10 protein-coding genes are annotated in these 14,247 nt (G+C 56.5%); 8 read left to right on the top strand and 2 right to left on the bottom strand.

Features of this window, described 5'->3' with window-relative positions; all coding sequences use genetic code 11:
* Nucleotides 1–80: 80 nt before the first annotated feature.
* The 4 genes from Q1A00_RS01530 to Q1A00_RS01515 all read left to right on the top strand — a co-directional run bounded on the left by Q1A00_RS01530 (nucleotide 81) and on the right by Q1A00_RS01515 (nucleotide 8,334).
* Complete coding sequence (locus Q1A00_RS01530; protein ID WP_298400988.1) at nucleotides 81–1,499, top strand: aspartate ammonia-lyase; 1,419 nt, start codon at nucleotides 81–83, stop codon at nucleotides 1,497–1,499.
* 147 nt (nucleotides 1,500–1,646) lie between these two features.
* Nucleotides 1,647–5,168, top strand: coding sequence for an AAA family ATPase (locus tag Q1A00_RS01525; RefSeq protein ID WP_298400986.1), 3,522 nt, complete (start codon nucleotides 1,647–1,649; stop codon nucleotides 5,166–5,168).
* 376 nt (nucleotides 5,169–5,544) lie between these two features.
* Entirely contained in the window at nucleotides 5,545–6,525 is a 981-nt protein-coding gene (locus Q1A00_RS01520; RefSeq protein WP_299754912.1) for a hypothetical protein, read from the top strand.
* Nucleotides 6,526–6,717: 192 nt separating this feature from the next.
* Nucleotides 6,718–8,334 carry a choice-of-anchor Q domain-containing protein gene (locus Q1A00_RS01515; RefSeq protein WP_298400982.1) on the top strand — a complete coding sequence of 539 codons (1,617 nt, stop codon included), beginning with the start codon at nucleotides 6,718–6,720 and terminating at the stop codon, nucleotides 8,332–8,334.
* A 299-nt stretch (nucleotides 8,335–8,633) separates the two neighbouring features.
* Here the strand turns inward: Q1A00_RS01515 and Q1A00_RS01510 are convergent, their stop codons facing one another.
* Nucleotides 8,634–8,897, bottom strand: coding sequence for a hypothetical protein (locus Q1A00_RS01510; protein WP_298490293.1), 264 nt, complete (start codon nucleotides 8,895–8,897; stop codon nucleotides 8,634–8,636).
* A gap of 123 nt (nucleotides 8,898–9,020) precedes the next feature.
* Nucleotides 9,021–9,143, bottom strand: a complete 123-nt coding sequence (locus Q1A00_RS01505; protein ID WP_298400979.1) for a hypothetical protein — start codon at nucleotides 9,141–9,143, stop codon at nucleotides 9,021–9,023.
* A gap of 220 nt (nucleotides 9,144–9,363) precedes the next feature.
* Here Q1A00_RS01505 and Q1A00_RS01500 point away from each other — a divergent pair, with 220 nt between their 5' ends.
* From Q1A00_RS01500 to Q1A00_RS01485, 4 genes are all read left to right on the top strand, one after another.
* Complete coding sequence (locus Q1A00_RS01500; protein WP_299754909.1) at nucleotides 9,364–10,383, top strand: LacI family DNA-binding transcriptional regulator; 1,020 nt, start codon at nucleotides 9,364–9,366, stop codon at nucleotides 10,381–10,383.
* A gap of 156 nt (nucleotides 10,384–10,539) precedes the next feature.
* The gene (locus tag Q1A00_RS01495) at nucleotides 10,540–12,030 is read left to right on the top strand and encodes an extracellular solute-binding protein (RefSeq protein ID WP_298482693.1); all 1,491 of its coding nucleotides are present in this window, start codon (nucleotides 10,540–10,542) and stop codon (nucleotides 12,028–12,030) included.
* A gap of 168 nt (nucleotides 12,031–12,198) precedes the next feature.
* Nucleotides 12,199–13,188 (top strand): carbohydrate ABC transporter permease, encoded by a 990-nt coding sequence (locus Q1A00_RS01490; protein WP_298400974.1) that lies wholly within the window; start codon nucleotides 12,199–12,201, stop codon nucleotides 13,186–13,188.
* A complete protein-coding gene (locus tag Q1A00_RS01485) occupies nucleotides 13,188–14,246 on the top strand; it encodes a carbohydrate ABC transporter permease (RefSeq protein ID WP_298400971.1) in 1,059 nt (352 codons plus the stop codon). The genes Q1A00_RS01490 and Q1A00_RS01485 overlap by 1 nt, the downstream gene beginning before the upstream one ends.
* Nucleotide 14,247: the final 1 nt, after the last annotated feature.

Genomic DNA, 14,247 nt, shown 5'->3' with positions numbered 1-14,247 from the left:
TTACAATCGGGTTGTAGTGAGATGCCCTATGCCAAACAGGGCGCAATGAGCGCCCCTGCCGCATGAAAGGAGCTAAACTCATGGCTGAGCGTTACCGCATTGAACGCGATTCGTTAGGCGAGATGCAGGTGCCGGCTGATGCACTGTACGGCGCGCAGACGCAACGGGCGGTGTTAAACTTTCCGGTGAGCGGGATGCGCCCCTACCGCGCCTTTGTCTGGGCGCAGACGATGATCAAGCGGGCGGCGGCTGAAGTCAATCGCGATTTGGGTCTGCTTGATCCGCAGATCGCCAATGCAATCATTCAAGCCGCCGAAGAGGTTTTAGCCGGTCAGCACGCCGATCAGTTCGTGGTTGATCCGTTTCAGGCTGGCGCCGGCACGTCGCACAACATGAACGTCAACGAGGTACTGGCCAATCGCGCCAATCAGATTTTGGGCTATAGCCTTGACGACCCCAAGAAGCCGGTTAGCCCGAACGACCACGTGAACATGGCCCAATCGACCAACGACACCATTCCAACCGCGATCCGGCTTGGATGTTTGTGGCGGTTGCCTGAACTACTGGGTGCGATTGATAATCTAGCTGATGCCCTAGAAGCAAAAGCGGTCGAATTCGACGACGTGGTGAAGTCGGGCCGCACTCACCTGCAAGACGCCGTGCCGGTACGGCTTGGTCAAGAGTTTGGCGCGTATGCGAAGGCGGTGCGCAATGACAAAGAGCGAATTGTCGCTGCTGCTGACCGGTTGCGTCGCCTAGGCATCGGCGGCACCGCCACTGGCACTGGCCTGAATGCGCATCCCGAATACCACGCTCGCATGGTGGCGAAGCTGAGCGAATTAACCGGCCACGAACTGCGCTCATCGGGCAATCTGTTTGAGTCGATGCAAAGCATGGCCGATCCTGCTGACTTCTCGGCCAGTCTGCGCACGCTATGCATTACGCTGGGCCGCATCGCTAACGACTTCCGCCTGCTCTCGTCCGGCCCTGCAACCGGCCTCGATGAAATTCGCCTGCCCGCCGTGCAACCGGGGTCGTCGATTATGCCGGGTAAGGTCAACCCGGTGCTGGCTGAGATGCTGAACATGGCATGCTATCACGTGCAAGGCTGTGATCTGACGGTGGCACTCGCGGCGCAGGCTGGTCAGCTAGAGTTGAACGTAATGATGCCGATTATCGCGCACAACCTGTTTGAGATGATGCATGTGCTGATCGGCGCGATTAACGCCTTTACCACTAAATGTGTGGTCGGGATCACCGCTAACCGCGAGAAGGCGGCGGGCTGGCTAGCCAAGAATGCGATTCTGGTCACAGCGCTCAATCCGGTGATCGGCTACCTGAATGGCGCGGCGGTGGCGAAAGAGGCCATGGCCACCGGCAAGACGATCAAAGAGGTGGTGGTTGAGAAAGGGTTGCTCACCGCCGAACAGGTTGATGAGCTGCTCGATGTTTACAAGATGACTGAAGGCGGTATTCAGGGTATTGCTGCCGCAGGGTAAGAGTGAACGAGAGAGGGACGCATAAGCGAACAGACACGTATTCGCGCTTATGCGTCCTCCTTCTTCTATTGTTCCCCTAGCATCTCGTGGTGAGACAAGCTATAATGTGCAGTGTCGCCTATCCGTTCCGCGTCTCGGAGAGCATCTATGGGTTTGGTCACCCTCTCCGCTCGCATCTTTCTACTCGGTGACGTTCGTTTTGAGACCGGATCAGAATGCATTACATTTCCCCACCGCGAGAGCCTGCGCCGATTGATAGTTCGGCTGGTCCTAAGTCCGCGCCGGCCGTTTGGGCGCAAACAACTGGCGTTTATGCTATGGCCCGATGTCGAACCGGCCGAGGCATTAGCGAATCTGCGCCGACATCTCTATCTCTTGCGCGAAGTGTTGCCGCCGATGATGCGATCGTGGTTGGTCGTGTCTACACAAGAAATTGCTTGGAATGCACCATCTGATTGCTATGTCGATGTCACTGCCTTTGAACAGGAATGGACAACTGTAGCAGAGATGGAGGCGGCGGCAGCGCTATACCACGGTGAGTTGGCCCCCGGTATTGATACCGATGACGAGATTCTCAGTCGGCGCACGATGCTTCATCAGCGCTACCTCCTGCTGCTTAAAACGCTAACCCGAGTATGGCTGGATCGTGGTGATTGGGAGCGAGCAGGTGCTTGGGCGCGTCACGCGCTGGCCCTCGATCCGTGGGATGAAGAGGTGGTACGGTGGGCAATGACTGCGGCAACACTGGCCGGCCAGCGCACCGCAGCGCTTGATATCTATCGCACACTGGCAGGAGATCTCACACGTGAATTAGGCACGCAACCGGCCACGGAAACGATGGCGTTGTATGACGATATTCTGCATCACCGCCTAGCACCTGCTCAGACGCCTTCCCGTCGGTTGCCGTTGAAGCCACTGTTTATCGGACGCGATGCCCAACTCCGGCAACTACTCGAATTCATCCATCAGGCCGAGCAATGTCAGGGGCAAATCGTCGTTATTTCCGGGCCAACCGGTGTTGGCAAGACCTCGCTAGTGCAAGAAGTGGTACGGCGGTGCGACGATGTAGCACGTGTACCCAAACTGCATGTGTTGTGGGGCTATTGTCAACCGACCCGCACGATGAGTGAGCAGCAGCCCTATTTGCCGTGGCGGCAGATCTTTGCCGCAGCGGCGCCGTCTTTGGCACAGGTGACGCTGACCGGTGATTGGATCGAGCGGTTGTTGCCGCTGGTTCCTGATCTGGCAGCCCTGCATCCCAAATTGACTGCGCCGGAGCAACCCGATGCTGTTGAGCTGCGATTGGCGATTCGACAAGGGGTACGGGCGTTGGCATTGGCTCGGCCGCTCTTGCTGATCATCGAAGATGTGCATTGGATCGACCAAGCCTCGCTTGAGGTGTTGGTTGAAGTGGCTGATTTGTGTCGTTTGTTGCCCCTCCTGATTATTGTTACGCACCGTTCTGGTGCTATTACTCCTGCATTGATGGCGACGAAGCGGAGATTGCGCCGCCAGCATCATGCGCATGATATAACCATACAACCGTTTACGCCTGAGGAAACCGATCAGTTTCTTGTTAATACTTTTGACCGACAATCGATCGATAGATCAATGCTGGACGATATCCAACGGTATACAGGTGGGTTGCCGCTCTTGCTGCAAGAGGCGGTAGTAAGTCTGCGCGAGGCGAGTCGTGTGGTGAAGAACGGTCTGACCGGTCTACGCGACTCGCTCAGGCTGAGGTTGCGCGAGTTGAGCGAGAACAATCGCCAGATGTTGGAAGCAGCAGCGATTTTGGGTTTTTCCTGCGCCGATGCGGTGTTGCAAGAGATGCTTAGTTGGCGGCCAGCGGTATATGCGTCAGCGCTCGATGAGTTGAGTTCGCGCCGCTTCTTAGTGGATACAGTTATTCACGGCACCGATGACTACGCTTTTTCACATCATCTGATTCACGAACTTATCGTAAACGATATTCCTGCTGATCGTACTATCGCGTTGCACAAGCGGGCTGCGTGTGCGTTAGCAACAGTATATGCCGGTCAGAGCGGATATGCTGCGCGGATTGCGGATCATTATGAGCAAGCTGGTTGCCGGTTGTTAGCCGCTCGGTATTGGCTCGATCATGCTCGTGAGAGCACCGATCTGGCGGTGTTTGCACTGGCAATTGAAGCCATTACCCGTGCCGAGTCGCTCCTGTTCGGTGCGAGTCGGGCCGAGCGAGAATTGCAAGCACGCAGCACCATTCAACGGGGTATTGTGGCGCTGTATCAAGGTGATTCGGCGTTGGCACTCTCGTTGCTCGAGCAGGCAGTGGTTGTGAGCCAAGAGTTTCCATCGCTCTATGTGCAGGCGTTAGTCATGCGAGCCTACACGCTCTATACCCGCGATTATGCCAGCGAAGCGTATGCCACGGCAACGCAGGCGCTGGAGCTGGCATTATTGCTCGACGACACTGCCAATCTAGTGCGCGCGCTCAATATTCGCGGTATTAGTGCTCTGATGTTGGGCCATGTTGCGGAAGCAATTGCCGATCTGCGTCAAGCGTGCGTTAGCGTTGAAGCCATTCAGTCGAGTGATGAGTCTGCGGCGGGGATTATCGTGCAGACGGCACAAAGTCTGAATCATCTTGGTACGGCCTTGGTTTTTGCGCAAGAGTATGCTCATGCCCGTAACGTGCTTGAGCAGACGGTCGCGATTGCTCAACGGAGTGGTTTGCGTCGATTAGAAGCGGCGGCATTGACAATGATCGGCCAGATGCTGCTGAACTGTGGCCGTTACAATGAGGCAGAACGGGTGTATACCCGCGCGATCGAGATTGCCGGTGAATCGTATAAGCCGGGGATGTGGGGCAGATTTGCCGGTCGCGGTTGGGTCTATGTGCGTATCGGCGAAGGTGATGCAGCCCGGCACGATTTTACCAGCGGATTGCACATCGCCACGCATGTGAAAAGTCAGTACGGTATGCTCTTGATGCAGAGCTACTTGACAATCGTTGATCTCGCCCAAGGCCAACCGGCACATTGGTCACTCGCGCAATTGATCAAGCAAGCTGAAGTTGCCCGGATCTATCCCGTTCTGTATATTGCCAGCTTGCTGGCGGGGCAAATCTGGGAGTTGCTTGCTCAACCGGAACAGGCGCTGGCGATGTATGAGCAGGCGTATCATGCTGCGCGAGAGATTAATGTGCCAACGTGCGTCATGTTGGCACGCGCACGTTATCTGGGCCGGCGCTTGGTGATGACGCCAAACAGCGACCTCTTTGCCGAACTTGAGGCACTTTGCGCACAGGCCAAGCATACCGGAGAATTGCCGACGCAAGCGGTGGTGGCATTAGCGCAAGCGAATGGCTGGTTGTTGCTCGGTCACGTAGCTCAAGCTGCATCAGCAGCCGAGCAGGCGGTGATGCTGTCGCGTGCTTGTCCTGATATGCCGTTGCTCGGCGAGAGCTTGCTGGTGCTAAGCGACATTTGCTTGCAGCTAGGAGATACAGTGAGGGCGCAGGCTGCGTTGGCTGAAGTACAAGCTATCGCGCACCGGTCTTTTGCACCGCTTATGATCCCACTCGGGTTGCCAGAGGCTGGCCGGTTGCGTCAGTACTGCCTCGATAGTCTGAGTTCCCATTCGTCGGTGCAGGTGGTTGCGCAGCGCAAACGGCGGGCAAGCTCGTAGCACTGGGGCAGTCTCAATTACTTTAAGGAACCCCGGCGAGCGGTGCGCGATCGCGGCATAGGTTGCTGATGGTGCTGCTATGCCTATCTCCATCGGCTGACAAAGTTTCCCCTCTGTAAGGAACGCGCGTTACGATGGCATCGTCTGCCATGGGCTATCGCGAAAACTACCCATCCCCTTCTTGCCGGCACAGATTCGCTGCACTGAAGTTTTCGAGCCTCTAGTGAGGCTTGTATAACCGCAGTGCATGCTTTGCTGCTGTGCCTTGGAGTCGAGGACGTTTTGAGGACGCTCGCCTGCTACACTACGAATGCTCGGCCATGCTTGCAGGCTGGGTGCTTTTTGTATCAGCAGTCACGTTCCTAGAGGTGTTCGTATGCGTCCAACGCTCCTGTTACTCGTTGTCTTGCTGTTGCTTTCCGCCTGCGGGGGCGGGACGCCTACCACCAGCGTACCCACTACCGCGCCGGCTCCTGCCCCCACCCAAGCGCCGGTACCCACAACCGCACCGACGGTAGCCGGTCAGTTTGACCCGCGTGCGGCAGAACCGTGCGCTGTCTTCAACCCTGATGAGTTGGCGGCCATCACCGGCGTGCCATTGTTGAATGCGTTTCCGGGGAACGATCGCTTCTTCGCCACCTGCGCTTATGTGTTCAACGACCAAGATCAGAGCAACGCCAATCTCGGCATTGACCTGCGCAATCCCGGCGCTGAAGCCTTTGCCAAGGTGATCCAATTCAACCAAGACTCTGGCAAAACCGTCGAGCAAGTCGATATCGGCGAGAGCGCAGCGATCGTTGAGAGCGACGGCGAATTCTCGCTGTATGCCGTGGTGAATGGTTGGAGTGTCACTCTTTACGGCTATAAGCTGAGCCGTGAAGAAGTTATCGCGATAGGCCGGTTGCTTACCGATCGGCTGGTAGCGTTCACGCCGCCGCCAGCGGGTGATGTAGCCGAACAGCCTGCCTCTCAGCCCGGTGCGTTGATCGGGATGGAGGTGGTGATCGAGGAGCCGGCGAATATGGCTGGCGTGACCACCCTAGAGAGTCTGAATATCGTATCGATTGCCGGTTTTGCGATGTGCTCATTCGATCCAGCAGCCGATCCATTTGTCGTCTCGTTTATCGCGCGGCCCGGTGAAGACCCGCCCACGCCGGTCGGCGTTTTTACCCTCTCGGCTTCCGGCGGCGTGAAGCCCAATCAACCGTCGCCGGCCAGTTTTGAGGTCGGGCTTGGCCGTTCCGATGAGCCGCAGATGTTTGCGGGCGAAGGGACAGTGATCGTCGCAGTGGATGGAAAGTCCGGCACGTTTGAGGCTGGCCGGTTGAAGGGCCGCTGGAGTTGCACGTTCAAATGATTGCGTGCAGCAGATAACGTTCTTTCGCTTGTCTTCGCATATATCTGAAGCGGACTAGAGCTAGGTGGCTATGGGCTGGGCACCGGCAACGTGATGAGCGCGCAGCGCAGCTTACCACTCACTTTCGTGCCGCCGTGTCTCTGTGTGAGCAAGGTTCAGACATATTACACTCGATACATAGGGGATGAACGTATGACCATCCGTGCCTGTCAGCACTGGTTCTTGATAATTCTAGCTGTAGTACTTACTGGCGGCGTGGATACTGCGCCAATCCGGGCGGCGGATATTCGTTGCTATGTGAAATGGAATGCGTTGGGTGCGAACAACGGCTCATCGTGGGCGAATGCGTACAATGACCTCCAATCGGCGCTTACAAACCTGTCGTGCAGCGAGATTTGGGTTGCGGCCGGATTTTATCAACCCGGTCTCACCCAGAGCGATAGCTTTGCGCTCAAAAGCAACGTCGCGATATACGGCGGGTTTGCCGGCAACGAAGCGAGCTTGAACGAACGCAACCCTACTGCTCACCGGACAGTTCTTACCGGTGACATTGACGATAATGACACCTATAACAGCAACAGCATCGTCACGAGCATCAACGGCACGAATAGCTATCACGTCGTGACGGCGATCGGGGTCAATAATACGGCCATCCTCGATGGTTTCACCATCACTGGCGGCAACGCCGGTACCGACAAAGGCGGGGGTATGTGGCTCTCTAATAGCAGTCCCAGCTTGAGCAATCTGATCATTGGCGGTAATGCAGCTAGCCAAGGCGGCGGGATCGCAAATGAATTTGGCTTTCCAATCGTCATCGATGTCACCTTTCGGCAAAATAACGCTCAGATCGGCGGCGGTATGGTGAATATCGGTGGTTCTGCCAGCTTGTTTAACGTTACTTTTCAGGGTAACCGGGCGCACCGAGGTGGCGGCATGGCTAATCTAAACAGTGGAACAACGCTGAGCAATGTCACGTTCAGCGGCAATGACGCCATGGGCGATACCAACAGCGATGGCGGCGGCATATATAACAGCTTCAGCGCCGCTTACCTCAAAAACGTCACCTTCCTCAGCAACAATGCGAACCGGAATGGCGGCGGCATGGCTAACGCTGACAGCACCATCATTCTGGAAGATGTCGTGCTTTCGCTCAATGCCGCTACCAATTGGGGCGGGGGGATCTTTAGCCGTAACCTGACCCTCGCTATGACCGGCGTGACCTTCTATGCGAATGTGGCTGATTACGGCGGCGGCGTGTTTCTGCAGAGCGCGACGGGAACGTGGGTGAATGTCACCTTCAGCCAGAATAGCGCCAACAGTTTTGGCGGCGGGATCTACCTCTACAGCAACAGCAGCCCGACCTTGACCAACATTACTGTGGCGGGTAATAGTGCCAGCACGAATGGCGGCGGCATGTACAACGACAGCTTTAGCAATCCGTTGCTTAAGAATGTGATCATTTGGGGTAATTCTGCCACGAATGGTAGTGGAATCCACAATTTTTCGAGCAACCCAACAATTTCGTATAGCGATGTGCAAGGTTGCTTTACCGCTGGGGTATGGAATGGTTCATGCGGCACCGATGGCGGCAATAATCTGCAGCTTGATCCATTGCTAGGTGCGTTGGCGAATAACGGCGGTTTTACGCCGACCCGCGCCTTGCAACACGGTTCGCCGGCGATAAATAGCGGTTTGTGCGGGATTGGTAACTCGATTGACCAACGCGGCGTGAGCCGACCACAGGGTGGCGCGTGCGATATGGGAGCTGTCGAGCGCGTCTTTCTCCATGTGCCGTTGGTGCAGCGGTAAGTTTGCTGCGGGGAGGAAGGGAGTAGCCACAAAACGATTGCTGGCGATGGTCGCCCTCACCCCCCCGCCCCCCTCTCCCTCCTGACGACGAGCGAGGGGGAGCCGCTTGTTCCCTCCGCTGTAGGGGGAGGCACTAGAGTGAGGCTAGTTAACGTTTACCGCAGGGGACGCCGAGGACGCAGAGGGTGAGGATTATTCCAACCCCCTCTGCGACCTTTGCATTCTCCGTGCCTCTGCGCCATTGCGGAGCCAGCCGTCTGGTGCTCCTGCGCCTTTGACTGGAGGCTGGAGGCAATAGTTCATCCGCATCCGGGCACCGTCACCGCTAAAACCCACCGGCGGACTACCGGCGGTAGCGTTTGGCACCGGATCATCCACGAGTAACGTCGTGACTCCCTCTTCCCTGATCCGCGCCAACCACGCGGGGCGAAGCGGACATACTCGCCCGACCGGAAGGCAAGGTTATCCGGGTAGACATCACCGGGATTCACCGCTGCCGGTGCAGTCAATGCCGCATTGCCCCTTGCGGCGAGGGTAATGCTATGGGCGAGTGAAGTGTACATTGCAACTCCGGTGGCATCGTCAACTGGCACGACTACTTGTCATCGTCGCGTTCCTCCTCAGCCAAGCAACCTCATTGCGCGATCGCGGCAGGACGAAGCGCTTACCGGACGCAATGCCCTCTGTCAGAGGAAATCACGTACCTGCTGCGAGAGGATGATTAAGAGCGACATATGACCAACGATATGGATGAACAACCCATACGGCGGCAGGAAGCGATCAATTTGAGCACTAAGCAATCCAATCAAGCACCACCCAACCACCTTTACGTTAAGTCGAGACTAACCCATCCAGATGAGTATTAGTAGAAGAAAGAACACGCAATGAAAAAAGTAGCGAGCACAACTTCACCCTGAAAGCGCTTTCACGGTTTTGTGCAACTGATTCGCGCTTTTTGAAAAGCCACCGCACCGCCGTTTCGGTACTATACGATTAGTTGGAAGCGTTTCCAGTCAGCGGTGGCAAGCGATGAATATCACCCTTGACGACATCGCCCGGCGGGCCGGGGTTTCGCGAGCAACTGCCTCGCGGGTGATCAACAATCACCCACACGTCAATCCGGCAGTGCGCGAGCGGGTGTGGCAGGCGATCCGCGAGACGAATTATCAGCCCAATTTACCGGCGCGCTCGTTGGCCAGCCGCCGCTCGCAGGTGATTGGGATCATTATTCCGCAGTCGATCCACACCCTCTTTGCCGATCCCTACTTCCCGCTGCTAATCGAGGGGATTGCCCACGTCTGCAATGAACGGCAGTTTTCGATCATGCTCGATCTGGCCACCACGACTGACGGCGACCCGTATCGCCACCTTGGCCGGCGCGGGTTTCTTGAAGGCGCGATTGTCGCTTCTGCGGTCGAAGACCAGTTCCTTTTACAGTGGCTAGCCCAAGAGACGATCCCGGTGGTGTCGGTGGGGCGGATTATGTCGCAGCAGGCGATTCCCTATGTGGATGTCAATAATCGTCACGGCGCACGCATGCTGGTCGAGCATCTGCTCGGGCAAGGGTATCGCCGGATCGCGACCATTACCGGCCCGATGAATATTGTGGCTGGCCGTGACCGGTTTGCCGGTTATAGCGATGCGCTGTACGCCGCCGGGTTGCCGGTGATGCCCGAACTCGTCGTCGAAGGCAATTTCAGCGAGCAGAGTGGGTTTAGCGCGATGCAGACGCTCTTGCGCCTTGTGCCGATCCCCGATGCGGTCTTTGCCGCCAGTGACATGATGGCGCTCGGCGCGTTGAAGGCGTTGCGGGCCGCTGGCCTCAGCGTTCCCGGTGACATTGGCTTGGCCGGGTTTGACGATATTCCGCTGGCGGCAGCGATGACCCCGGCGCTCACTACCGTGCGTCAGCCGATCGGCGAATTGGGTCAGACAGCAGCCCGGTTGCTGCTCGACCGGCTCGTGACCGCTCCTCTCGCACCCGTGGCCCAGCGGGTGATGTTGCCAACCGAATTGGTGATCCGCGACAGTTGCGTTCGCCAACGTTGAAAGGAGGTGCAAGCGATCAGGCAATGAATCCAGCGCCGGGGATGCGGGAAGAGCACCATGCATTCCAGTCGTTGCAGCCGCCCAACTCCCCATCAGTTCAAACCCATTTCGGCACGTAAATAGCAATGGCGTACTCATTCCAGAGGAGGAGATTCAATGAAATCGCTGAAACCGTTACTTGTTAGTCTCATGTTGATCGTGGCTGCACTGGTCAATGCCGCCTGTGGCAGCGGTGGCGCAACGACGCCGGCCCAATCAACCAGTGCTCCGGCAGCCAGCGAACCAACTGCCGCAGTCGCGCCTACTACCGCTCCCGCCCCAAACACAGCCTCAACCTCCAACCGCGTCAAAGTACGTTGGTTTGTTGGCTTGGGTGCTGGCACCGATGAAGGCGCTATCCCGCCGCAGAATGCCTTCGTCGAGCGGTTTAACGCCAGTCAAGACAAGATCGAACTGTTGCTTGAGATCGTTGACAACAACGTCGCTTTCGATACGCTCGCCACTCAGATTGCTGCCGGCAACGCTCCCTGTCTCGTTGGTCCAGTTGGCATCCGGGGACGCGACAGCTTCAAAGGCGCATGGCTCGACCTGCAACCATTGATCGAGAAATACAACTACGATCTGAGTGATTTCGACCCGAATCTGGTCAAGTTCTATCAGGTCAAAGAAGAGGGCCAGCTCGGCATTCCATTCGCGATCTTCCCCTCGTTCATCATCTACAACAAAGACCTCTTTGACGAGGCCGGCCTGCCGTATCCACCGGCGACCCACGGTGCGCCATGGGTTGACGAGAACGGGGTTGAACGCGAGTGGAACATCGAAACGCTTACGGAACTGGCTAAGAAGCTGACCGTGGACGTCAATGGCAACGATGCGACATCGCCCGACTTCAACCCTGAAAAGATCGTACAGTTTGGCTGGATGAACCAGTGGACAGATCTACGCGGTATCGGTACCTTCTTTGGCTCAGGCTCGCTGGTTGATGAGAATGGCAATGCCCAGATTCCAGAGCACTGGAAGGCAGCGTGGAAGTGGACGTATGACGGCTGGTGGAAAGATTGGTTCATTCCGAATGGCCCTTACAGCGGCGCTGACTTCCTGCAAGGCCCCGGCGGTCCCTTCTCATCGGGTAATCTGGCGATGATCCACATTCATATGTGGTACGTTGCGCCGTGGGCATTAGGCAATGTTAACTTCGACTGGAATCTGGCCGCGACGCCGAGCTACAAAGGCACCATTACGGCCAAGATGCATGCCGATACCTTCGGTATTCTCAAGGGGTGCCCGTACCCCGACGCTGCCTTCGAGGTATTGAGCTACATGCTGAGCGCCGAGCACGTCAACGAACTACTGACTATCTACGGCGGTATGCCGGCCCGGCTCTCGCTGCAAGACAACTACTTCGCCCGATATAATCAAACCAGCTTCCCCAACAAGACCGATATTAACTGGGACGTGGTGGTGGAGGCGATGGCGTATGCCGACAATCCCAACCACGAGAGCTGGATGCCGAGCTTCCAAGAGACGACCGACCGCTACAACGAGTTCTGGAACTACCTTGCCAACACGCCGAATGCCGACTTTGACGCCGAGGTAGCCAAGCTCAAAGCCGACCTGCAAAAAATCTTCGACGCGGCGAAGCGATAATCACTTTACACGACGGCGGCCCTGCTAGGCAGTCGCAGGGCCGTCATCAATGACGAGACCACGTTGACGCACTATATCAACGGCGCAAGATGAGGAAGGTGTTGGGTTGAAGGTAGAACGGTATACTCGTACCACCCTGCCCCACCCTGCCGACAAGGAGGCGTGACAATGGCTCCCTTACCAGAACTCAGCGGCATATTACGCAAGCAGACCGCCACAACGAAACGGCGTCGGCTGAGCAGATTAGAAAAGAAAGAGATCCGTTGGGGCTTATTCTTCATTAGTCCATGGATCGTTGGCTTTCTGCTCTTTTACCTATTGCCAATGATTGCATCGTTCGGTTTTTCGCTCTACGATTTCAACCCAGCCACACCTGATCAAGCGCGCTTTATCGGTTTTGCCAATTGGCAGCGGGCGTTGTTTCAAGATACCGAGGTCTGGCTGTCGCTGCGCCGCACATTTCATTTTGCCGCCATTTCATTACCAATCTCGTTACTCTTCTCACTCTTTCTGGCGGTGTTGCTCAACTCCGAGCACGTCTTGGGCAAGAGCGTCTACCGCACGCTGTTCTACATGCCGACCATGATCCCGCTCGTAGCAACAGTGCTCATCTGGAATGGCGTCCTTAATGAACAGACCGGCTGGATCAATGTGATCATCGAGCGACTAACCGGCATTCGCGCTACCGGCACGCAAGGCTTACGCTGGCTGGCCGACCCTAATCTGGTCTATTATGCCTACACGATGTTCGGGTTATGGGGTGTCGGCAATGCGATGATCATCTTTCTGGCCGGCTTGCAAGGCGTGCCAACCGAACTCTACGAAGCAGCCCAGATTGACGGCGCCAACTGGTTTCAACGCCTGATCTTTATCACCATTCCGCTAATTACACCGGTCATCTTCTATCAACTGGTGTTAGGGGTCATCGGTTCGTTGCAATACTTCCTCGCCCCCTTCGTCCTCAATGGCGGCACCGGCTTCCCTGAAGGCATGACCCGCTTCTTTATGGTCTACTTCTACAAGCAGTCGTTCAGCTTTTTTAGCATGGGCTACGGCGCGACGCTGGCATGGCTCATGTTGATTATCGCCATGATCATTACGATCGTGCTCTTTGGCACCTCGCGCTTCTGGGTCTTTTACGCAGGGGAGGAACGGTGATGGTACGCGCACAACAATTGACGACCTTGCCCAAAGCGACGCGAGTCGCGCTTACACGTATCGCCCTGACCAGCCTTACCATCGCAGTGCTGACCCTGTTCTTGATCCCGATGGTCTACGGCATCACCACGGCCGTCAAAACCGACAGCCAGATCGCCAAAACCGGCGCGCCGTGGTGGCCGGCTCGCGAACGTACCTTCGAATACGAAGGCAAGGCGTATGACGTGTATCTCGTCCCGATTGATGGCGAGATTCGGGAATTGGCGCTCTACCGTCCCGGCCGCCAAAGCAGCTTGTTTGTCGATCCAGAAAATCCGGCGGCAGGGCCGTTTGAATGGCAAGGGCAGTGGCGACAACTCGAACGTTCATGGGTACTCGATATTCAATGGAATAACTTCACCCGGGCATGGAACACGATCAACTTTCCGAACCTGTTGCGCAACACATTGATGTACGCCGGTATCACCACCTTTGGCGCAGTACTGTCGGCGGCGCTGGTCGCTTACGGCTTTGCCCGGTTTCGCATTCCCGGTAAGAACATTCTCTTTATGATTATGCTCTCGACGGTAATCCTGCCCGGCGCAGTGACATTGATTCCCACCTACTTTGTCTTCTTGCAGATCGGCTGGGTGGGCACGTGGTTACCGTTGATTGTGCCGGCGTTTTTCTCGTGGGGTACCAACGTCTTTTTGCTGCGCCAGTTCTTCCTTGGCATTCCGCGCGATCTAGAAGAGGCAGCTCAGATCGACGGCGCTAGCCCGCTCCGTATCTTTTTCTCGATTATCTTGCCGATGTCGCGTCCAGCCCTCACCGCCGTCGCCCTCTTCCACTTCTTCTGGGCGTGGAACGACTTCTTCGGCCCGTTGATCTATCTGGCCGGCCATCCTGATAAGTTCCCGATTACCGTTGGCCTGACCGCGTTCAACAATCTCTACTCGCAGTCGGCCAACCTGATTCAGGCGGCATCGCTCATCTCGGCAGTCATTCCCATTGTCGTCTTTTTCTTTGCCCAGCGCATCTTCCTCGAAGGTGTGGTGATTACCAATATTGAAAAGTAGG

Origin of the sequence: uncultured Chloroflexus sp., assembly GCF_938091255.1 — a bacterium.
In the GTDB taxonomy this organism is placed as follows: Bacteria; Chloroflexota; Chloroflexia; order Chloroflexales; family Chloroflexaceae; genus Chloroflexus.
This window is presented reverse-complemented; position numbering and strand designations above follow the sequence as displayed.